We start from the raw sequence: 20,737 nt of genomic DNA, 5'->3' as shown, positions 1-20,737 counted from the left end.
CCCCTCGTCCGCCAGCTCGCCGACCTAAAAGTCCACAAACAAGTAGCAAACAAGTACATGATTCCTGGGTTATGGTGCGACATCTTGGTTTCGTCAACGACCTGGGCAAACTTCTTGGCGCTTCGGACTGACGAAGGGGCTGACCCAGGATTGCAGATACTTGGGGGGCTTGTGGCTGACGCGCTTGTCGAGAGCAAGCCGAGGAGTCGCCTCAAGTGGCAGGTTCACTTGCCATATATCGACGAGGAGGATATTGCTTTTGCCTGGGATTACGTGCCAAAGGATGAATCGATTGGCGACTATCTCAAGATGTGGTCGGCTGCTCGCATAGCCAGGGTATCTGTCAAGCCGTTCGACTCCAACAAGAAGGACTACGACCGAGACACAGCGCTCGCGAAAGACCTCGCCGAGAGTCGCCCCGTCCACATCTCGCCGTTCGAGCATATCGCTACGGCGCTTGAAGGATCGCAAGGCACTGGTAATTTTGGTCAGGCGTCTGGCTGGCGTCAGGCCCGGTACATGATGGATCAAGAAACGTTTCGTGAGTTTCATTGGAAAGGCAAGGTGATTGTGTGAGAGACCTAAGAGAAGAGTTTTGTAGCAGCTACATCGGGAACCATCTGCGGGTGTGGCGAGAGCGGCCAGTCGGCACGATCTCATGGGATGAGCTTCAGGCGATTAAGAACTTGATTGCTGGAGAAGAAGCCGTCTTTATCGAGGTGTACCCAGCAGTAGGCAATGTGATAAACGATGCCGAGATACGGCACTTGTGGCGAGTTGACGAGCATCCGGAAGAAGCGATGTTTCACATCGGAAGGAATTATAAGCAATGAGTAAAGTAACGGTGAATATGAGTTGGAACGAGTTCGCTAAGGCGATGGGCGTCCAAGACCCGAATGACAAAAGTGAGCAACTAGGGGTCGAAGTAAGGCACCAGATGGTGGATACCTTCGTCAACCGATACCTCAAGGGAGTAGCCAACGAATCAATCGTCTATAATGCTGCTGCGACTGTCCGTCAGATTGTGCATGGCAAGATAAAAGAATTGGTCGGTGAAGTAAAAGGAGGCCAGTACGATAAAGATTCTGGCACATACAAGACCCTCTTTGTGCCGTCGGACGAAATGAAGGCGGCGGTAGACGACTTGGTAAAAGAGTCGGTCGGCAAACTGGTGTCAGACTCGATGAAGGAGTACGGGAGCTTTCGTGATATTCGGACAGAATGCAACCAGGCACTCAAGAAGAATGACGAAGACTTACGGACGTGGATAGCCGGAAGGGTCGCGATAGCTACAGATGATTGGGTTCAGAAAACAGTGGACTGTGAGATAAAGAAAATCGTTGACATCGCAGTGAAGGAAAAGATCTCTGCTGCTATGTCGTCGATTGGGGTGGCGTCATGACAGCAAATAGCCTGATCGCCTTGATTGAGATGGGGCAAAGAGAAGTCAAAAAGTCTGGAGAGACATGGGTCATCTCAAGACAGAAGCATGACAATGAGACAAAGCTCAGTAAGCACAAGCCTCTGGAGTGGCCTTGCGACGAGTATGTTATCATGTTGAGCAAGGATGGCAACGATGTTGCCGCAACCCTCTCCAGCCATGAGTCAGAAAACAGGTGATTTAATGACGGAAAAGATGAGTAGTAACACAGACAATGCTCACTGCAATCAGTGTGGGCTGGCAAACAAAAGAAACACTTCATGCACCTTTTGCGGCAACAATGTAGGGAACTCATCATTGGGGCCAAATGAGTTTGTCGAAGAGATGCTTAAGAAAATGAGGGGAAAGCAAAACCGGCTTCCATCAATGCCAAAGCTGTCAGAGAGGCTGGGCACAAAGCAATAATAGCCCACTATGCCACACCTCGGCATAGTGGGCTATTATTTTATCTTCTGAGACGACGGTTCCGGATTGACGCACTACGCTTCGACTCAGTTTGTACTTGCTGCTGTGGGGCAAGCTGGGTCGGTTGCGGAGCTAATTCCGCAGGCTTGATCGGAAGGGATGTTTTGGAAGAGATTGACCTGATGTCCTCCTCCCCGGTGTGAAGGTAAATCTCAGTCGTCTGTATCGAGGAGTGGCCTAGAAACCTTTGGATCTGACCAAGGTCTGCACCATTCCTGAGAAGCCTCGTCGCGCAGTTGTGGCGAAGTGCATGAACCCCTATCCTAGTCTCCGAGCGAAGTCCGGCGATGCACTTCACCTCCTCCAGAACTGAAGAGAGTGCCTGGGCTCCAATCCCACGACCGCCACCACCAACAAAGAGTGAGTCGCTTTCCGATCCTCTCGCCTTTATGTAGGTCATCAGGGAGGACATACAGTCATCGTGTGGAAAGACCCTGCGGCTTTTAGAGCCCTTGCCAGATCGCACAGTGATCGAGCCGTCGGAAAAGCTCACATCCGAGACGCGAAGCGCAAGGATTTCGGAGCGCCTGAGACCTGAGTGAGCCAGGACTCCGATGATCGCGATGGAAAGCAGGCTCCGCTTCTTGTTTCTGATCTTCCCTGCTGCGTCAACAAGTCCCGAGACTTCCTCATCCGAGACAGTAAGGCGGATAGCGGCGTCTTTCTTTGGCAGCTTTATCAGCTTGGCATAGTTCTCGGCGATGCCGTGGCGAAGAACCAGGAACTCTCCAAAGCTCCGCAAGGGGTGAAAGACGCTGTGAACTGACCTCGGCCTGAGATTCTTGGAGTGAAGATGGTGGATGAAGCTGGTGAGAATCGCCTGGTTGAACATCAGGACGGTCGGGGATGTGTGGCCGCACTCGATCAGCCATTTCTCCCAGTGATGCAGCCACGACATGTAGCTGTGGGTCGTAGTCTTGGCGAGGCCGATTTCGGCTGAAATATAGAGACGATATCTCTCAAATGCTTCGGTTAGAGAAATTTCACATGTCTCTAACTGCTCTGCTCCGTTGTTTTTTTGACTATACACTTACTAATCCTTTGTGAAGTAGGGACTGCAAGTGGATCTCTTTAGACGTGAATGCACTCGGGGCGGATCGAACGCCCGACCTTCTGGACCGCAACCAGATGCTCTAATCCGCTGAGCTACGAGTGCAACGGGAGGTATTGTATCACGCATTCGCGCTCTGTCAAGGAGTTTTCAGAAGCGGTGTCGAACTTGTAGACCATGTCTGAACTGCGCTTGCTGACCCCCGATGACTATCTGGCTCACCGCCAGCTGATGAGCCATGCTTTTGGCCGAGGCGGAGTGGTCGAGCCGCCCACGGAGCCCAAAGAGCCGACGAAAGAGACTATTGGGATTCTGGAGGAGGGGCGGCTCTGCTCGGCACTGACGATCTGTCCTTTTACGGTCTACTGGCCCGGAGCGACTCAAGGCGAGCTTGCCATGGGCGGGATCGCAGGAGTCGCTACCTTTGCGGAAGCACGGGGGCAAGGCCATGTGGATCGCCTGCTCTGTGAGTCGCTGGTGCGGATGCGGGAGGCGGGCCAGGTCGTCTCAGCGCTCTATCCGTTCTCGATGCACTTTTACGGGCGCTATGGCTGGGGCTGGGTAGGCGAGAAGTACCAGGCGACACTGCCCCTGCGCGAGCTTCCTGCCAGCAAACGCCTGGCAAAACGCTTGAGCGATGAGCTGGCTCCAGAGCACCTCGCAGAGGTCTACTCTGTTGCGGCATCACGCTACCGTGGGGCGTTTACCGCAGGCTCGCGGAAGTTCTCGGGCTTGCTGGATGCCAGCGACAAGTGCCTGACCTATGCCTACGCCGCAGAGGGTGGCTACCTGCTCTGGCGCTACCCGAGCGGTGAGGGCGCGGGAGACATCCGGGAGTACATGGCAGCCACCCCGGAAGCGGAGAGGGCACTCTTGGCTGTCCTGAGGGACTTGGGGGTGCAGGTTGCCCAGGGGAGCCTGACTCTGCCGACGGACACGACGCTCTTTTGTCATGCGATCCACAACGATATGGAGCTAAAGATGGAGTCCGTGTTCATGGGGCGGGTCGTGGATGTTGCTGTTGCGCTGGCAGCCCTGACAACACCACAGCCCAATGGCGCGTTCACACTGGCCCTGACAGATCCGCATGCGAGCTGGAATGAGGGAGTGTGGAAGATTGCGATTGAGGCAGGAAGCGTGACCGCAACGCCCACCACGGAGGCAGCTCAGCTAGCGATGGATATCCAGAGTTTCTCGCAGGCCTTCTGGGGCACACCGGGGCTGGAGCGCCTGCGCCGGGCAGGGAAAGTGACCGTCAGTCAGGAAGCTGCGTTTACACGACTTGCCGCGCTCCTGCCCTCCGCGCCGGTAATGTGCTGGAACCACTTTTAAGACTAGAGACGCAGGGGCAAGTCGAGGGGCTCCCCGACGGCGGGTTTGAAGCGGGCGGTGCGGAAGTGCAGCGCCCGCAGGTTCACTCGGATGATCTGCGGAAAGACACCAAGAGCTTTTTTCGCTAGCAGAGCATAGTCGTGTGCATCATCGAGCGACTCGAACAGAAAGACAAAGTCCTCTTCGGCGTCTTCGTCGTGGTGCACAACAAGCTCATCCTGGCCACGGCGGCGCAGGCGCAGACACAAGGCGGTGCTGGGCACGATAACATCCAGATCTTCACGAGATCCCTGTCGAGAGTCTTCAAAACGCGGCATAGATTCTTTTCAGGCCTACAGGGCCTGTGTTGCACTTTCTGCGAAGTTTAGGGTTTGTGGGCCGGAGATCGGCGAGTTGTTCCTGAAATACGGACGTGCCTGCATCTCACTGCGTGTACGCATCTGGTTGCTGGCGACCCGTACACTGTAGCGAAGCCACTCAAAGCTCTCCATCATCGCGGCATCCGGGTCTGGCTTGGGGGCGTAGAAATCCGGAGGGAGCTGGGGCATGGGGGCCAGAGGCGGAGGTGCCGCTTGAAGCGGAGGTGCGGAGAGTGGCCCTGCACTGGCGATGCTGCTGCCCGAAACGGTGGGGGGGGTAAAGATCGCGGCGCTGGGACGAGGGGGACGCGATGCGGCTGACGATGCGGGAGTATCTCGATGCGGGGGCGTCACGGCAACCGCAAGTCCGACCAGAAGAAGTGAGCCGACTGCCAGGATGGGGCCACCGACCTGAATCAGGGGCGAGGTCCACCACGGATCACAGTTGACACACCGACCATCGGCGCCACGACGGCGACCACAGACAGTGCACCAACCCGAGGCATAGACATTCACATTCACGGTTACCCATCATACTACCAGGATAGGTAGCTTGTCAACGATGTAGAAAGCGCTAAAAAAATCCGCTAAAAAATTAGCAGAAAACTCTTGACACAAAGATTAACATGTGCTAAATTTATAGCATGAGACTTTCCAGTGATTCCCTTAGTCGCCGAGAGCGGCAGCTCATGGACATTGTCTTTGCCAAGGGGCAGGCCAGTGTCGCCGAGGTGATTGCCGCCCTTCCCGATCCCCCAAGCTATAGTGCTGTCCGTGCACTCTTGCGAATTCTCGAAGAAAAAGGCCATCTGACGCACCGGGAAGAGGGCAAGCAATACATCTACTTTCCCACCCAGGAGCGCCCGGTTGCCGCTCAAAGCGCCCTGAAGCGCGTCGTGCAGACCTTCTTCGGAGGCTCCGTCGAGCGTGCCGTCACTGCCTTGCTTAACGAGGACGAGACCCAGCTCTCCGACGAAGAGCTGGCGCGGCTTGCGGAGCTGATCGAGCAAGCAAAGCGAAAAGACCATGCTTGAGCTACTTTTAAAGAGTACACTACTGCTGGCTCTGGCACTAGTGATTGCAAGCTGTCTGCCACGTACACGCCCCGCTCTGCGCCACTCGGTTCTGCTGGGAGGGCTCCTCCTTCTGCCCCTCGTTCCCCTCTCTGTGCTCCTGCCCCCTCTGCTCTCCGTGCGGCTCGCGCTTGCTCCACCCGAAAGCCCTCTGGTCGCGGAGAGCCGCGTGCCAGAGAGGCAGATGCCTCTTGCGCGAGAGCCTGAGCCGCCACAAAAGTCCACTGCGTTTCCCTTTGTGCCTCTTGCTTTCGGGCTTTATCTTCTGATCACTTCGGGCTTGATCCTGCGCCAGCTCGCCGACCACTCTGCTCTACGGCGCTTGCTCAAGACGGGTGTGCCGTCCGCGATTCCCGCCCCCTTTCCGGTCTTGCTCACGCCGGAGCCCACGGTTCCGCTTGCCTGTGGCGTTCTGCGCCGTGTGATTTTGTTGCCCGAGTCGGCACGGGAGTGGCAAGACGAGCACCTGCAGGCCGTCCTCCTCCACGAGTCCGCCCACCTGCACCGCCGCGACCCGCTCTGGCAGGCACTCACCGAGCTGATCCGTGCTTTTTTCTGGTTCCATCCGCTTGTCTGGTTCGTTGTTATGCGCCTTCGGTTTGAGGCCGAGAGCGCCTGTGATCGTCATGTCTTAGCGTCCGGGATCGCCCCGGAGCGCTACGCCCACTACCTTCTGGAGATTGTCAAGATGCTAAAGAATCGTCCCACCGCGCCTGCCATGGCGCACACCCCGCGCCTCGAAGGCCGCGTTCGCTCCATCCTGGCCTACCTTCCCACCCGCCCTGCCCGTGGCGTGGGAGTCGCTCTCGCACTGCTGGGTATTGCCAGCGTCCCCTTACTCGCCGCCCGCCCCACCCCCGTTCCGCAGCAAGAAAAGACACCGGCAAAAGCTGCCCCGACCGTCCGAGCCGTGCAGGTTGCTAAAGCTACCAAGCCCGTTGTCAAAGCTCCAAAACCCGCTGTCAAAGCTGCCAAGCCCACCCCAGCCCCGCAGCCCCTGCGTGTCGCAAAGCATCAGGAGGAGAAAGTAGCCACCGAAAAACGCCGCCAAGAAGCTGCAGCCGCAGTCGAACGGAAACGACTTATAGAGCAAGAGCGAAAGATGCGGGAGTTTCGTCTGGAGCCGCTTCGTGAGGAACTTGAGGAGCTCAAGCTCAAGCTTCGCAACTTGGACACACGTCTGACGGATAAGCAGCTAGAGCTGGCCTCGCTGGACACGGCAAAAATCGCCCAGCAAGAAGCGGCGGGATTGATTGCACTCGGCCAGGTGGAGACGATCCAGAAGCAGATTGCTGTGCTTCAGAAGATGATCGAGGAGACGCGGCAGAAGCGCGAGCGCCTTCGTAACGAGATGTTTGATCGCTCAAACGCGCAGTGAGCATTCGATAATTACGACCGTAACCACGAGGGTGACGGCTTCAGAGGGCTACGGCTGCCTTCGCAGCCAAGAGAATCTAGTGGGCACGAAGGTGCCCGTCGTCCTCTTAAGCCCGGAGACTTGTTCTCAGGGGTAAAATAGAGCATGCGCCTCTTGCTTCTCTCTGATATCCACTGCCAGTGGCGGGACTTTGACCCGGCAGGCTACCCGGCAGTGGATGCGATTCTCTGCGCGGGGGATATTACCGAAACGGGCCGCACGGGCCAAGAGCGATTCTTCGAGAGCCGGGCGTGGGTTTCCGGGCAAGCGGCCCACGCACCGTTCTACTGGATTCCCGGCAACCACGACCTAGACTTCAACGGCACGGAGTACGCCGATATTCCAAACACCCACTGCGTTCTCGACAAGACCATCTCCCTCGGCCTGTTCCGTCTTCACGGCGTGAGCTGCTCGCCGTGCTACAACGCCCCGCAGCTTGCACGTTACTGGGACTTCATGACCGCAGACCCAGAAGTGGAGCATGCTGCCTACACCTTCGAGCCCGTGGATATTGTCCTCTCCCACTCGCCGCCACACGGCCTCTGCGATGTAACCTGGGATCGCTGGAACGGGAATACCAACCTCGGCTCACAAGCGCTTACGGACTATCTGGTAGCCCATGAGCCGAGGCTTGTCGTCTGTGGCCATATCCACGAAGCCGCTGGGGAGCGCACACTGGGTGCAACACGGGTGATCAATTCTGCCCAACACTGGTCTACAATAGAGCTATGAGTATTGCAATTATTGGGGGGACGGGCGTGGGGCAGTTTCCGCTGGACGGGGAGCCGGAGCGGGTGATTGTGAGCACGCAGTGGGGGGACGCGGAGCTGCTGCGGGGGAACCTGGGGGGCAAGAGCGTCTATTTTTTGGCGCGGCATAGCGGGGGGCATAAGCTTCCACCTCACCGGGTCAACTTTCGCGCCAATATCGCCGGGCTTGCTGCGATGGGCGTGCGTGCCGTCTTTGCAACCACGGCGGTGGGGAGCCTACGCGCCGACTGGGGGCCAGGAACCCTAGTGGTTCTCGACGACCTCATTGACTTCTGCCTCACGCGCACCGGCAAGACGTTCTTTGATGACACGCCCATCCACACCGATGTCACACGCCCTTACTCGGAGCCCCTGCGCCAGGCGCTTCTTGCTGTGGGGGAGCCCGGCGTCAAAGACGGCGGGACGTATCTCTGCGCCGATGGGCCGCGCTACGAGACCTCCGCCGAGGTGCGTCTTTTTGCATCGTGGGGGGCGCATGTGGTGGGCATGACTGGAATCCCCGAGGCGACTCTGGCACGTGAGGCGGGCTTGCACTACGCTGGCGTATCGCTGGTCACGAATCTGGGTGCCGGAATTGGGGAGGGGGAGATTCACCACAGCGGGGTCGAGACCGTCATGGCCCAGACCAGCGAGCGCCTCCGGCGGCTCCTTACCGGTGCTATTGCACGCCTGGACTCCGACTCCCTACCCCCCATCGGCCCCGGCGTTTTTTAACCACCGAGCCGCGTCGCGGGCGAAGTAGGTGAGGATCATGTCGGCACCAGCGCGCTTGATGGAGAGCAGACTCTCCAGAGCGCAGCGCTGTAGATCAATCCAGCCATTTTGCGCGGCGGCGTGGAGCATGGCGTACTCGCCGCTGACTTGGTAGGCGGCTAGCGGCAGCCCGTAGGTGTCGCGGACTTCGCGGATAATGTCCAAGTAGGCTCCCGCAGGCTTGACCATCAGAATATCCGCGCCTTGCTCGACATCCAGCGCGACTTCTCGCATGGCCTCCCGACGGTTTGCCGGGTCCATCTGGTACTGCCCTCGGTCGCCGAACTGTGGTGGGCTCTCGGCGGCATCGCGAAACGGGCCGTAGAACCCACTGGCGTACTTGGCGGCGTAGCTCATCGTGACCGTATTGACCAAGCCCGCGCTATCCAGCGCCCCCCGGATCGCCCCGATCATGCCGTCCATCATCCCCGAGGGCGCGATCATATCCGCCCCCGCCTCCGCATGCACCACCGAGGCGCGTCCCAGCAGATCCAGGGTCGGGTCGTTGAGCAGGTAGCCTGCCTCGTCCAAGACGCCGCAATGGCCGTGGTCGGTGTACTCACAGAAGCACATGTCCGAGATCACCAGCAGCTCCGGGCGGGCTTTCTTCAGCAGGCGAATCGTCGTTGGCACGATCCCCTCGGGGTTCCAGTTCTCACTCCCACAGGCGTCCTTGGTCTCGGGAATCCCGAACAAGATCACGGCGGGAATGCCCTCGTCGAACGCCTGGCTTGCCTCCTCCACCAGCGTGTCCGGCGACCACTGGCACTGGCCCGGCATTGAGCGAATCGGGAGCTTTAGCCCCGTTCCATGGCGCACAAAGAGCGGGTAGATAAAGTCCGCCGCATCGAGCGAGGTCTCCTGCACCATCCGGCGCAAGAGCGGTGTGCGCCGCAGTCGGCGTGGGCGAAAGATTAAGTTATCCATAGTAGTTTTGTAGCGCTTCGACAAGCCCGTCGAGCGTGTGTGTGGTGGGCATCACGTCCACCGTCAGGCCGTGCGCCTGTGCTGCTGCTGCTGTTTGTGGCCCGATGCATGCAAGACACACGCCCACCAGCTCCGCGCGGCTTCCGCCTTCACTCTCCAGCCGGACGAGAAAGTTCTCGACGGTCGAGGCACTGGTAAAGGTTACCGCATCCACACGCTTTTGAGCCAGTAGCGCCGCAACATCCGCGCCACCTGTCCCCCGAACCGTCCGATACGCCTCGACCACCGTCACTTCCGCCCCCCGCGCCGTGAGCTGCTCCGCAAGCGTGGGCGGTGCAATCGCGGAGGCCGGAATCAGCACCCGCTGGCCGGGCTTTATGGGAAGCGCCTCGCCCAGTGCCTCTGCGGTAAATGTTTCGGGTAGGAGCACGGTTTCTAGCCCAAGGTAAGTTTGTGCGGCTTTTGCGGTGGCGGGGCCGACGGCGGCTAGGTTTGGCTTCCCCTCCCCCGGCTCCGCTCGTCCCTCACTACGCCACCCCCTCCCAATAATGGGAGAGGGTTGGGGGGGGGAATTCTCCCCCTCCCTCCCGTTATCGGGAGGAGAGGGGGCCGGGGGGAGGGAGGGGAACCGGAGGGAGGGGAAACCCACAGCCGCCAGCGCCAGCACGGTGTTGGCGCTCGTGAGCACAAGCCAGTCATAGCGGGTGAGATCAGCGAGGGCGGCACGCAGCGGCGCGTCGTTTTCTGGCGGAGCAATCGCGATGCAGGGGTACTCGATCACCTCGGCACCCTGGGCTTGGAGCAGCGCCGTAAACCGAGAGTTCTGGTGCGTGGCGCGGGTATTGACGATGCGCTTGCCGGTCAAGGGCATGTTGCCATCTCCGTCCGCCGGTTTCGGGCCATCTCCCTGCCGCTGAGACGGCTTCCCTCTTCCCCTATTGCTCCTTCGTCGCGGGAAGAGGGACTTTCCGAATTGCCCCTCTTCCTCGCGAGGCACGAGCGGAAACAGGAAGAGGGGCGGCGAGGAACGAGCCGGGGAGATGGCACACCACTCACCCCAGAAGCTCCGTGGCTCCTTGGGCTTTTGCCTCGGCGGCGAGCTGGGCTCCGAGAGCGTCGGCATCGGTGGGGGAGGCGGTGCCGGTGACTTCGATGCAGCGCGTGCCCTCTAGTGAGAGAACGCGGGCGGTGAGCGTGAGAGTATTGTTCTGGATGTGGGCGTAGGCGGCAAGGGGCAGGGAGCAGCCGCCGCCGAGCGCGGCGAGAAACGCACGCTCGGCGGTGACGGCTTGTGCGGTAGCGAGGTCATGGAGCGGAGCGAGAGCGGCGATAATCTCGGCATCGTCGCGGCACTGCACCGCAATCGCGCCCTGGCCGGGAGCGGGGAGCATGACGTCGAAGGGGAGGATCTGGGTGATGACGGTATCGTAGCCCAGGCGCTCTAAGCCAGCGTGAGCGAGTAAGATCGCATCGTAGGGGCCGTTGGGATCAAGGGCTTTCTGGATGCGGGTGTCCACGTTGCCACGGATATCGAGTAGCTGTAAGTCGGGGCGGGCGCGGAGAAGCTGTGCGGCGCGGCGGTGGCTACTCGTGCCCACCGTGGCGTTTTGGGGGAGGTCTATTAAGCTCTTGCCACTGCGACTGATGAGCGCATCCCCGACGGGGGCACGCTTGAGAATCGCGCCAAGTGCCAGACCATCGGGCTGCTCGGTGGGGAGATCCTTGAGGCTGTGGACGGCGCACTGGATGGTATTGGCATGGAGCGCGGCCTCCAGCTCGGCGGTGAAAAGTCCCTTGCCGCCGATGAGGGGCAGGGGCGTGTCGAGCACTCTATCGCCTTTGGTCTGGATGACCTCGATCTCGCCGCTTCCCTCAGGCAGGAGCAAGAGGACATGGTCGGTCTGCCAGCGGGCGAGCTTGGAGCCACGGGTGCCAAAGCGCAGGAGCATCTACTTCTTCTCGGCGAAGGGGCAGCGGGCCGCTTCCAGACCAAAGACATCGCGCACGGTGTCGGCGTAGTTGACCCCGTTGCCCTCAATGGCATTGGAGCGCAGGCGCAGGGTCGGCTCGTGCATGAGGCGGTTGACGAGGCTATGGGCGAGAATCTCAATCGCACGCTGCGTGGCTTCGTCGGCGTGGGGCAGGCGGGAAAGAGCTTTCTCGACCTCACTCTGTGCTAGGCCCTGTGCCCAGTCGCGCAGGTCTTTGATCACGGGGGTGACATCGCGGGTCTGGAGCCACTCGGTAAAGCGCGTTGCCTCTTGCGCGATAATCTCCTCGACGCCAGGGATGGCGGCGCGGCGCAGCTCGAAGTTGGCATCTATCACTTGTTGGAGCGCATCAATGTCGTGGTAGGTGACGAGCTCTAGGTGGCCGACGGTTTCTTCGATATCGCGGGGGACGGCCAAGTCGACGAGGGTGAGTACACGTCCCTCACGGGCTTTTTGTGCGGCGGCGACCTCGCTATGGTAGATGACCGTGTGGGGCGCACCCGTGGCGCAGATCACCGCATCGGCCCAGGCTAGGGCTTCGTCGAGCTGGCACCAGCTCAGCGCACGAGCACTGAGCTTCTTGGCGAGGTCTTCGGCGTGGATCAGAGTGCGGTTGATGACGGCCAGCTCAAGTTCGGGGTGGCTGGAGAGAGACTGTGCCGCCAGGGTCGCCATCTCTCCCACGCCCACAATCAGGACGCGATTCTGGCCCGGCTGGCGGGTCTGAAGGACGAGCTGTGCCCCCGCATGGCTCACCGATGTTGTGTAGCGGCTGATCTCCGTCTCAGTGCGGGCGCGCTTGCCAGCCTGCGTCGCTTGGGCAAAGAGCCGGGATAGTGTGGGGCCGACAGAGCCTGCGGTTTGCGCTTCTTGAAGGGCCAGCCCGACCTGACCCAGAATCTGATCCTCACCCAGAATCATAGACTCCAGCCCACAGGCGACCCGGAGCAGGTGCTGCGTTACCTCCGTGTCGGTCTTGATGTAGAGATGGGGGCGAAGCTCGTCTTCGGGAAGCAAGTAGAGTGCACTGAGCGCCGCGACCAGGCAGTCCTGGGGCGCTTTGGGGTTGAGCGTGGCGTAGAACTCCAAGCGGTTGCAGGTCGAGAGAAGCACAGCCTCGACGGCGACCTCGGTGGCCCGTAGCTCCTCCAGTGCGGTGCGCAGGGCACAGCCCGAGAGAGAGAGGCGCTCGCGCAGCGCGACGGGGGCGGTGTGGTGATTGACTCCAAGCAAAACAACGGACACGTAAACGGATCTCCCTCGCTAGTATACCGCCCGGTTTTACATTGGTTCCCGGTGGTTGGCTTTTATCTTACGTTTCTGACGTGAAGAAGGCATGAAGGTTCTATAGTAGCTCTCGCACGCCCACGACATCTCCAATAACGATAATCGCTGGAGGGTGAATATCGGTGACAAGACTTTCTATCGTCGCGAGTGTTCCCGTGATGACTTTTTGCTCTGGGCACGTCGCGGAGGCGATCATGGCGACGGGTGTGCTCTCCGGTCGCCCGTACTGGCGCTGCTTCTCCAGAATCTTGGAGAGGCGTGAGACACCCATCAGAAAAACCGCCGTTCCGATCAGCGCAGCGGCCTGCCAGTGCGTCTCCGGCAGATGGTTCGCCTCGCCTTCCTGGCCCGCAAAGACGCAGAAGCCCGCCGAGAGGCCTCGGTGTGTCACGGGGATTCCTGCCGCGCCGGGGCCTGCAATCGCGGAGGAAATGCCCGGAATCACGACGTAGGAGATGCCATGCGCCGTGAGATAGGCCGCTTCCTCGCTGCCCCTGCCAAAGACAAATGGATCGCCGCCCTTGAGCCGCACGACTGTCTTACCCAGTTTCGCATGGTGCACCAGCGCCTCGTGGATCGCGTCCTGGCGGGGCTGCGACGGTGAGCCGAGGTCTTTTCCGACATAGATGCGCTCCGCATGTGCTGGGGCATCGTCCAGAAGCTCTTGCGCGATCAGCCGGTCGTAGAGCACCACATCCGCACGCTGGAGCGCCTTGAGGCCCTTGACCGTGATCAGCTCAGGGTCGCCCGGCCCGGCACCCACCAGATAGACAAAACCCGTCATCGCACGCTCCTCTCTCTAGCTGTAGGGGGCAGGCCACGCGCAGCTCCATGCGTGCATCTGCCTCCGCTAAGTTCCCTGCTGCCAGAAGCCCCGGAATTTCGGAGTCCAGCACGGCCTCCCAGAATCTCTGCTTGGTCTCAAACGTTGGCAGCGATGTTTTGACGCGTGGCCGCCAGCTCCCCAAATACTCCGCCAGCTCGCCCAGCTCGGGCGTGAGAATCTCGTCAAGAATGCGCTTTCGGATGCGCTGCGCCAGCGCCGGGCTACACCCCGCCGACGAGATTGCCACCTGCATCGGGCCGGACTTGGCGACTGCCGAGAGAATAAAGTTGCAGAACTTGGGGTCGTCCACCGAGTTACCCAGCCGTCCGTTCGCGTCCGCCTCCGCAAAAACCGCGCGATTAATACTCTTGTCGTTGGTCGCGCCAATCGCCACAAAGGCATCGGCTTGGTCACTCGGCTCCCAGTGCTTCTGCCACCACTCAAAGCGCCCCTCGGCATGCCAGTGCTGGAGCTCTTCTGAGAGCTCCGGAGAGATGACGCGGAGCTTTGCGCCGCTGTCAAAGAGCACGGAGAGCTTCTCACCTGCGACGTAGCCGCCGCCAATAACCACCACTTGCTTGCCGCGCAGGTCCAGATAGACGGGCTGGTAGCTGGCCACGACTAGATTCCCTCAGCAAAACCGACCTGGTTCTGCTCCATCAGAAGCAAGGTATCCAGCTGGGTTTCCAGAGGCTGCGAGGACTCTCCCAAAGTGATGGCGATAATGCCATTTTCGGTGAGAGTGTCGGTGGAGCCTTGCTCGACAAAGGCCGTGTACCAGCCGCGTGTGACAAGCTCTCGCTCCAAGGCAGCAGCGGCAGCCCGATCCGCGACGACGACAACGCCCCCACGGTGGCCATGGCGTAGCTCACGCTCGGCACGAGTCCAGGGCTCCGAGGGCGCTTCATGATCCGACTCGGTGAGGATCTCGGTGACCATTCCGGCAGCGACGGGGACACTGGTGGCAGGGTCGAGGAGTAAAAACCCGCCCATTTCGCGGCTCTGAGTGTAGGGATCGAGCAGGAGCGGCTGGGCAAGTGTGATCGTCGCTTGGCCCAGCTCATTGAGCGCTAGCCCACGGGTTTCTTCCTTCTCCAAATTCTCGACGGCGAGCCTATAGTCGATCTTCTCAATGATGGCCGCTGCCTGCCGCGTCGTATGGGTGGCGATGTAGGGCCGACCCGGAGCAAGTCCCGCCTCACTGAGCACGCAGACGGTCGCCGTAAAACGCCGCGCGGTCGTGGGAGGACTTTCTTGCATCGCGATCAGGTCGCCCCGGCTGATGTCGACTTCATCGGTGAGGGTGAGCACCACGGACTCGCCCGAGTGCGCCTCTGCCAAGTAGCCATCCGCTGTGACAATCTCTTTCACTGTGGAGCGCTTCCCGGATGGCAGCGCGATAACAGCGTCGCCGGGACGTACCACGCCGCCTACCACGCGCCCTGCGAAGCCCCGGAAGTTCTGATGGGGCCGAATGACACACTGCACGGGAAAGCGAAACGGCTCACTCCCTCGGGTCTCGGCGACGGGCAAGCCTTCCAGCCACTCTAAGAGTGACGGCCCGGCGTAGTAGGGCGTGTTCTTGCTGCGTTCCACCACGTTGTCGCCCGCCAGCGCCGAGAGCGGAATCGCCGTTGCCGTGACCCCAAGCTTGCTCGCAAACGCTGCAAACTCTGTCTCAATAGCTCGAAACACGCCTTCGTCGAAGCCCACAAGATCCATCTTATTGACTGCCACTGCCAGGTGCGGCACGCGTAGCAGCGCCGAGAGCGCCGCATGCCGCCGCGACTGCTCCAAAAGCCCATTGCGTGCATCTACCAAGATCACCGCCGCCTGCGCTGTCGAAGCGCCGGTGACCATGTTTCGCGTGTACTGAGCGTGCCCTGGCGTGTCGGCAATAATAAAGCGGCGCTTGGGTGTAGCGAAGTAGCGGTAGGCCACATCAATGGTGATCTTCTGCTCCCGCTCCGCCCGCAATCCATCGGTGAGAAGCGCCAGATCTACCCCGCCATCATCATTGTTGCTGGCGCGCTTAATGGCCTCATATTGGTCATCAGGGATCGCCTTAGAGTCAAAGAGCAGCCGCCCAATGAGCGTTGATTTGCCGTCGTCCACACTTCCGGCGGTCGAGAATCGCAAGAGTTCCATAGTTACTTACCCACCCCCCTAACCCCCGTGCAACGGGGGGACAAAGAGGAAATTCCTTATATTCCCCCCGCCGGGCGGGGGTTAGGGGGGGAATGTTAAAAATACCCCACGCGTTTGCGGTCTTCCATCGCCGCCTCGGAGCGCTTGTCATCGCCACGGCCACTGCGCTCGGTCACCCGGAATGTACGCACTTCCTCAATAATTTTGTCTAGCGTGTCCGCTTCGGACATCACCGCGCCGGTGACCGTAATATCGCCCATGGTTCGGAAGCGAACCTTGCGCGTTTCGACGACCTCACCAGGCAGAAGCGGCAGTAGCTCGGACTCTGCCAGCCAGACACCACGGCGATTGAATACCTGGCGCTCATGGGAAAAATACAGCGAGGGTAGAGCGATCTTGCGGGCCTTGATGTAGCTCCAGATATCCAGCTCGGTCCAGTTGGAGAGAGGGAAAACTCTGAAGTGTTCACCGGGCGCTTTCCGCCCATTGTAGAGGCTCCAGAGCTCAGGGCGCTGATTTTTGGGGTCCCACTGTCCAAACCGATCCCGGTGCGAGAAGAAGCGCTCCTTGGCCCGTGCTTTTTCTTCATCGCGCCGTGCTCCCCCGAGGGCCGCATCTGCCCGTAGCTCATCGAGTGCATCGAGGAGCGTACGGGTCTGGAGAGAGTTGCGGGTGCCCTCCGGCCCGGTCTCCTCGGTCACACGCCCCGCATCAATGGTGTCCTGGACATAGCGGACAAGCAGATCGGCGCGTAGCTCACGGGCGAGATTATCTCGGAAAGTCAGCGTCTCCTCAAAGTTATGTCCGGTGTCGATATGGAGCAGCTTAAAGGGAATCCGGGCAGGCGCAAAGGCACGCGCGGCCAAGTGGGCCATGACGATAGAGTCTTTGCCACCGGAGAAGAGCAAGACCGGGCGCTCAAACTGCCCGTAGGTCTCCCGCAGGACATAGATGGCTTCCGATTCTAGGGTGGCAAGGGCGGGTTCAAGCATTACTGGCCCCCCAGCCCCCATAAATGGGGGAGATAGGCGGAAAAATTCCTTGTATTTCCCCCACGTGTGGGGGCCAGGGGGCGTCTGTCATGCCGCCTCGACAAAGCCGGTGCGCATCAACGAGCCAAGCTCATCGTCACTAGCCCGGTCTACAAAGCTAGGGAAGTCTTCGTCCTCGGCACGCTCATTAAGATACCCGTTCAGGAGATTTTCCAGTGCGACAGGCAGGTCCGTCGCGGGGACTTTTCGCCAGATTGGGCGGACAAACTTCGCATCGCGGCCCAAGCGGCCTCCCAGCGAGATATCGTAGCCGTCCACTTTATCGCCGCCTGGGAGCTTCACGACGCAGCCTTGCAGGCCAATATCGCCGATATGGTGCTGGCCGCAACCGTTGGGACAGCCGTTGAGGTTGATGCGCAGGGGCTCATCAAGCGAGACCGTTTTATCTAAGTGGCGCACGATCTGCCACATGAGGTTTTTGGTCTCAGTGAGCGCTAGGTTGCAGAACTCGCTGCCGGTGCAGGCCACGGCGGCGCGGCGGATGGGGGAGGCCACCACGGGGAAGCTAATCGCCTCCAACGCCGCAACGACTGTCGGGACATCGGCCTCCTTGATATTAGGAATGAGTAAATTTTGCTGGTTGGTCGTGCGGGTGTCGCCGGTGCCGTACTCCTTGGCGATTCGTGCCACTTCAAAGAGCTGCTCGCTGTTCATGCGGCCTGTGAGCACGTTCGCCCCCACCCAGAAAAGACCCGGCTGGCTCTGCGGGTGCACCCCCACATGATCGCGGAAGTTATTGGTCGGCTCGGGCCACTCGGCCTCGGTTAGTGCGGGCTCGGGCACCCAGCTCAGGCGCTTGAGCACTTCCTCCTCGTACTTGGCCGCCCCCCAGTCCGCCACGAGGAACTTGATACGCGCCTTCTTACGGTTCTCCCGGTAGCCCGAGTCCCGGTAGACCTCAGTGACGGCACGAAACGCGTCCACGAGCTTATCGGCTGGAATAAAGAAGTTGAGCTTCTGGGCAAGAAACGGGCGCGTCGAGAGCCCGCCCCCGACTCGAATATGGAAGCCCTTCTCGCCGTTCTTGATCACTGCTGTGGCAGCGATATCGTTGATCTCGGGCTGGGAGCAGTGCTCGCAGCAGCCGGTAATCGAGATCTTGTACTTGCGCGGCAGATCCGCAAACTCTGGGTTGCCGAGGAAATACTCATGGATTTTTTGCGCGTAGGGCTGGGCATCGAAGGTCTCGTTGGGATCGAGGCCCGCCACGGGGCAGCCGGTGACATTGCGCGGAATATCACCACACGCCCCGAGCGTGCTGATACCCACGGCGCTAAACTTGGCAAAGATCGCCGGGAAGTCGGCGGGGGCCATCCAGTGGAACTGGAAGTTCTGGCGCGTGGTGATATCGGCGATATTGCGGGCGTAGTCGCGGGTCACTTCCGCAACGGCAATCAGCTGGTCGTAGGTAAGCTGGCCGCCGGGCACTTTGATGCGTAGCATAAAGTAGCCGTCTTTAGGCTTTTGTTCGTAGAGCCCTAGCCAGCGCAGACGGAACATATCGTCCGCGTCAATTCCGCCGTAGCCTTCGGTGGCGATGCGCTGCAGGTCGTTCCAGACCTCCAGGCCGCCTTTTTCTTTTTTGATTCGTTCAACGTCGTTCATAGTTTTGTTTCTTCCCCCCGTTGGACGGGGGGTAGGGGGCGGGCGCTATTTGTGCAGGCCGCACTCTTTCTGTTCAGGGTTTTCCCACCACCAGCGCCCGGCGCGCAGGTTCTCGCCGGGTTCAATGGCGCGGGTGCAGGGAGCGCAGCCGATACTCGGGAAGCCTTGGTCGTGGAGCTTGTTGTAGGGTACCTGATGAGCCTTGATATACTCCCAGACCCGTGCCTCACTCCAGTCCGCGAGGGGATTCAGCTTGGCGATACCGCCGTGCGCGGCGTCAATTTCAAGCTTTTGCAGGCTGGCACGGGTGACAGACTGCTCGCGGCGCTGGCCGGTGACCCAGCCTTTTGCTTCGGCGAGAGCGCGGGAGAGCGGCTCCACTTTCCGTAGGTGACAGCACTCGCGCCGGTTCTCAACCGAGTGGTAAAAACTCCCTGGGCCTTTGAGCTGAAGAAGCTGCTGGAGCGGCTCGGTCTGGGGCGTGTAGGCGACAATCTTGATGCTGTAGCGCTGGTTGAGCTGCTCCCAGAGCGCGTAGGTCTCCTGGTGAAGTCGGCCCGTGTCGAGCACAAACACGGAGAGGGGGAGCTTGGCTTGGGCAATGAGATCCAGTAGCACGACGTCCTCAGCACCAAAGCTACAGGCCAGCTTGAGGCCCTCGCCCAAGTGCCTGACCGCTTCGCTGAGGAGCGTGGGCGCATCGAGGGACTCCCAGTCCACATCAGAGTCAGACATGCTGAAGCTTCCGTCGGTGAGAGCGGTAGTAGAGCACCTGCGCGAGGAGCGTCGCACGTACCACAATCCCTACCAGGAAGAACCCGGAGAAGACTGCGTTGTGCTGGAGCGTCGCGGCAAGCAGCCCGGCGAGTCGCCCGATCAAGTTCAGCAGCGGGAAGAGCAAGCTGAACTCATCGGCGTGCTTGAGCTGATGGAGCCGCCAGAGCTGCGGGAGATACGAGCCCTCCACGAGACCCGTGGCAAGGAGCCCAAGAACAATTGGCCAAGACATAATGGAGACAGTGTATCGCGATATATGAGTTTTGCAATCGGAAAAGTAGGATTTAATTCTCTGGCAACTATCCGCCGCTTTTGATCGGCGTTCAGAGACCGGGAAAGAGTGTGGGGCTTATGAAGACCCGGTAGGCCTTGATGCGCCCATGATCGTTGTCCTGGCGGGGCTGGCAGCGGATGCCGGTGACGGTTTGCTCACTCCCAAGATCTACCACGAGCTGATGGGGATGTGCGGTCTTCTCGCTGCTCCAGGCCGTGTGCCAGAACGTGACGGGCTGGAGATCGAAGACATTGTCTGCCGTGCCACTCTCACCCACGAGCTCCTCACTATCGGCGTAGGCGATCTTCCAGGCGTTGCGGGGCAAGAGCTTGCCCTCTGCTCCGAGGAGTTCCAGCTCGGTGAGGGTGGTGTAGACGCTGTTGTCGTGGGCGCTGAGTGCTTCTAAACAGAGATAGCGGCCTCGGGTGGGCATGGGAAAGCGTGCTTCTTGCCACTCGCCACCGGAGCCAAAGGTGCCTGTGTGGGTGGGAGTGAGGCTCTCAAGGCGCAGGGTCTGTCCCGGCTTGCGGTGGCGCTGGCTGAGATCCACCACGAGCTCGTCGAGAATGGGGGTGGTACGGCCTGTGATCGTGGCCTTGGTGGGCGTCTCCAGATCCAGCACAACCAGCATGTTCTTGCCTTTTTTCAGCCAGCAGCCAGGGCAGTAGAGCGTCTGCTGTGGTCCGATATGCCAGAACCGCCCGAGCGCCTGGCCATTGATCCAGGCCATCCCCTTGCGGAAGCCTTTCATTTCGAGGTAGGTATCGCCGGTCTGGGTGAGCGTGAAGCTGCCCCGGTGAAACGCGGGGCCGTCCGTCGGGGCTTTCTCAGAGAAGCGCAGCCCGGGAAGCGGCGACTCGCCCCAGGGAAGCGGAAAGACCTCCCAACCGGTGAGCGGCTTGCCGTCCAGGCTCGCCTCGCCGACTAGGCCCTTGCGATCGTGGATGCCGCGCCCGAAGTTGATGCGCCCCATCGCCTCGACCAGCACATCGAGCTGAGCAGGCTTCTCCCGTGCGGGAAGCCGCACCGTGGACTGGTTACGCCGCCGGTCGAGCACACCTACACGTGTGCCGTCCACAAAAACTTGCGTCCAGTCGTGTGCCTCGGTGAGCTTGAGGATGCCCTCAGGGCCAGCGGGCAGGGTGGTGCGGTAGAGCATGGCCCCAAAGCCAATATCATACGTCTCCAT

The 20,737-nt window shown here is 60.3% G+C and carries 23 protein-coding genes, 1 tRNA gene and 1 pseudogene; 8 read left to right on the top strand and 17 right to left on the bottom strand.

Annotation, left to right across the window (positions count from 1 at the left end; genetic code table 11):
- Positions 1 to 576: pseudogene (locus RMO15_RS19685) on the top strand (hypothetical protein); the annotation flags it as partial.
- 80 nt (positions 577 to 656) lie between these two features.
- Here the strand turns inward: RMO15_RS19685 and RMO15_RS19680 are convergent.
- Positions 657 to 809: a hypothetical protein gene (locus RMO15_RS19680; RefSeq protein ID WP_309715791.1), complete on the bottom strand. Its 153-nt coding sequence runs from the start codon at positions 807 to 809 to the stop codon at positions 657 to 659.
- Between the two features lie 20 nt (positions 810 to 829).
- Here RMO15_RS19680 and RMO15_RS19675 point away from each other — a divergent pair, with 20 nt between their 5' ends.
- Positions 830 to 1,402 (top strand): hypothetical protein, encoded by a 573-nt coding sequence (locus tag RMO15_RS19675; protein WP_309715788.1) that lies wholly within the window; start codon positions 830 to 832, stop codon positions 1,400 to 1,402.
- Positions 1,399 to 1,620, top strand: coding sequence for a hypothetical protein (locus RMO15_RS19670; RefSeq protein WP_309715783.1), 222 nt, complete (start codon positions 1,399 to 1,401; stop codon positions 1,618 to 1,620). Before RMO15_RS19675 ends, RMO15_RS19670 begins: the two co-directional genes overlap by 4 nt.
- 266 nt (positions 1,621 to 1,886) lie before the next feature.
- Here RMO15_RS19670 and RMO15_RS19665 read toward each other — a convergent pair whose 3' ends face one another.
- Together RMO15_RS19665 and RMO15_RS19660 are read right to left on the bottom strand one after the other, a co-directional pair.
- Positions 1,887 to 2,936: a tyrosine-type recombinase/integrase gene (locus RMO15_RS19665; RefSeq protein WP_309715780.1), complete on the bottom strand. Its 1,050-nt coding sequence runs from the start codon at positions 2,934 to 2,936 to the stop codon at positions 1,887 to 1,889.
- Positions 2,937 to 2,988: 52 nt separating this feature from the next.
- Positions 2,989 to 3,062, bottom strand: a tRNA-Arg gene (locus RMO15_RS19660).
- A 72-nt stretch (positions 3,063 to 3,134) separates the two neighbouring features.
- On the opposite strand from RMO15_RS19660, the gene eis reads away from it, so the two are divergent.
- Positions 3,135 to 4,289: a GNAT family N-acetyltransferase gene (gene eis, locus RMO15_RS19655; protein WP_309715777.1), complete on the top strand. Its 1,155-nt coding sequence runs from the start codon at positions 3,135 to 3,137 to the stop codon at positions 4,287 to 4,289.
- A 2-nt stretch (positions 4,290 to 4,291) separates the two neighbouring features.
- Here eis and RMO15_RS19650 read toward each other — a convergent pair whose 3' ends face one another.
- Both RMO15_RS19650 and RMO15_RS19645 read right to left on the bottom strand, forming a co-directional pair.
- Positions 4,292 to 4,606, bottom strand: coding sequence for a hypothetical protein (locus RMO15_RS19650; protein WP_309715774.1), 315 nt, complete (start codon positions 4,604 to 4,606; stop codon positions 4,292 to 4,294).
- A 15-nt stretch (positions 4,607 to 4,621) separates the two neighbouring features.
- Complete coding sequence (locus tag RMO15_RS19645) at positions 4,622 to 5,164, bottom strand: hypothetical protein (protein WP_309715771.1); 543 nt, start codon at positions 5,162 to 5,164, stop codon at positions 4,622 to 4,624.
- Positions 5,165 to 5,292: 128 nt separating this feature from the next.
- On the opposite strand from RMO15_RS19645, the gene RMO15_RS19640 reads away from it, so the two are divergent.
- From RMO15_RS19640 to RMO15_RS19625, 4 genes are all read left to right on the top strand, one after another.
- The gene (locus RMO15_RS19640) at positions 5,293 to 5,682 is read left to right on the top strand and encodes a BlaI/MecI/CopY family transcriptional regulator (RefSeq protein ID WP_309715769.1); all 390 of its coding nucleotides are present in this window, start codon (positions 5,293 to 5,295) and stop codon (positions 5,680 to 5,682) included.
- Positions 5,675 to 7,099: a M56 family metallopeptidase gene (locus tag RMO15_RS19635; RefSeq protein ID WP_309715766.1), complete on the top strand. Its 1,425-nt coding sequence runs from the start codon at positions 5,675 to 5,677 to the stop codon at positions 7,097 to 7,099. The genes RMO15_RS19640 and RMO15_RS19635 overlap by 8 nt, the downstream gene beginning before the upstream one ends.
- A gap of 144 nt (positions 7,100 to 7,243) precedes the next feature.
- Complete coding sequence (locus tag RMO15_RS19630; protein ID WP_309715763.1) at positions 7,244 to 7,870, top strand: metallophosphoesterase; 627 nt, start codon at positions 7,244 to 7,246, stop codon at positions 7,868 to 7,870.
- Positions 7,867 to 8,622 carry an MTAP family purine nucleoside phosphorylase gene (locus tag RMO15_RS19625; RefSeq protein ID WP_309715760.1) on the top strand — a complete coding sequence of 252 codons (756 nt, stop codon included), beginning with the start codon at positions 7,867 to 7,869 and terminating at the stop codon, positions 8,620 to 8,622. Before RMO15_RS19630 ends, RMO15_RS19625 begins: the two co-directional genes overlap by 4 nt.
- Here RMO15_RS19625 and hemB read toward each other — a convergent pair.
- The 12 genes from hemB to RMO15_RS19565 all read right to left on the bottom strand — a co-directional run.
- On the bottom strand, positions 8,593 to 9,588 hold the full coding sequence (gene hemB, locus RMO15_RS19620; RefSeq protein WP_309715758.1) for a porphobilinogen synthase: 996 nt from the start codon (positions 9,586 to 9,588) through the stop codon (positions 8,593 to 8,595). The genes RMO15_RS19625 and hemB overlap by 30 nt on opposite strands.
- Positions 9,581 to 10,459, bottom strand: a complete 879-nt coding sequence (locus RMO15_RS19615; RefSeq protein WP_309715755.1) for a uroporphyrinogen-III synthase — start codon at positions 10,457 to 10,459, stop codon at positions 9,581 to 9,583. The genes hemB and RMO15_RS19615 overlap by 8 nt, the downstream gene beginning before the upstream one ends.
- Before the next feature lie 181 nt (positions 10,460 to 10,640).
- On the bottom strand, positions 10,641 to 11,537 hold the full coding sequence (gene hemC, locus RMO15_RS19610; RefSeq protein ID WP_309715752.1) for a hydroxymethylbilane synthase: 897 nt from the start codon (positions 11,535 to 11,537) through the stop codon (positions 10,641 to 10,643).
- Positions 11,538 to 12,824, bottom strand: coding sequence for a glutamyl-tRNA reductase (hemA, locus tag RMO15_RS19605; RefSeq protein WP_309715749.1), 1,287 nt, complete (start codon positions 12,822 to 12,824; stop codon positions 11,538 to 11,540). It lies immediately after the preceding gene.
- Positions 12,825 to 12,924: 100 nt separating this feature from the next.
- On the bottom strand, positions 12,925 to 13,650 hold the full coding sequence (cobA, locus tag RMO15_RS19600) for a uroporphyrinogen-III C-methyltransferase (protein WP_309715746.1): 726 nt from the start codon (positions 13,648 to 13,650) through the stop codon (positions 12,925 to 12,927).
- Positions 13,604 to 14,311 (bottom strand): bifunctional precorrin-2 dehydrogenase/sirohydrochlorin ferrochelatase, encoded by a 708-nt coding sequence (locus tag RMO15_RS19595; protein WP_309715737.1) that lies wholly within the window; start codon positions 14,309 to 14,311, stop codon positions 13,604 to 13,606. Before RMO15_RS19595 ends, cobA begins: the two co-directional genes overlap by 47 nt.
- 2 nt (positions 14,312 to 14,313) lie before the next feature.
- Positions 14,314 to 15,840: a GTP-binding protein gene (locus RMO15_RS19590; RefSeq protein ID WP_309715733.1), complete on the bottom strand. Its 1,527-nt coding sequence runs from the start codon at positions 15,838 to 15,840 to the stop codon at positions 14,314 to 14,316.
- Between the two features lie 95 nt (positions 15,841 to 15,935).
- Positions 15,936 to 16,832, bottom strand: coding sequence for a sulfate adenylyltransferase subunit CysD (gene cysD, locus RMO15_RS19585; protein ID WP_309715729.1), 897 nt, complete (start codon positions 16,830 to 16,832; stop codon positions 15,936 to 15,938).
- 87 nt (positions 16,833 to 16,919) lie between these two features.
- Positions 16,920 to 18,497 (bottom strand): hypothetical protein, encoded by a 1,578-nt coding sequence (locus tag RMO15_RS19580; protein ID WP_309715726.1) that lies wholly within the window; start codon positions 18,495 to 18,497, stop codon positions 16,920 to 16,922.
- A 45-nt stretch (positions 18,498 to 18,542) separates the two neighbouring features.
- Positions 18,543 to 19,232 carry a phosphoadenylyl-sulfate reductase gene (locus RMO15_RS19575; RefSeq protein ID WP_309715723.1) on the bottom strand — a complete coding sequence of 230 codons (690 nt, stop codon included), beginning with the start codon at positions 19,230 to 19,232 and terminating at the stop codon, positions 18,543 to 18,545.
- Positions 19,225 to 19,506 carry a PQ-loop repeat-containing protein gene (locus RMO15_RS19570; RefSeq protein ID WP_309715720.1) on the bottom strand — a complete coding sequence of 94 codons (282 nt, stop codon included), beginning with the start codon at positions 19,504 to 19,506 and terminating at the stop codon, positions 19,225 to 19,227. Before RMO15_RS19570 ends, RMO15_RS19575 begins: the two co-directional genes overlap by 8 nt.
- Positions 19,507 to 19,597: 91 nt before the next feature.
- Positions 19,598 to 20,737, bottom strand: a 1,140-nt coding sequence (locus RMO15_RS19565) for a discoidin domain-containing protein (protein WP_309715717.1), incomplete at its 5' end; no start/stop codon positions are given.

The organism is Armatimonas sp. (assembly GCF_031410135.1).
Taxonomy (GTDB): Bacteria; Armatimonadota; Armatimonadia; order Armatimonadales; family Armatimonadaceae; genus Armatimonas.
The sequence above is the reverse complement of the archived record's forward strand: the minus strand, read 5'-3'. Positions and strand labels throughout refer to the sequence as shown.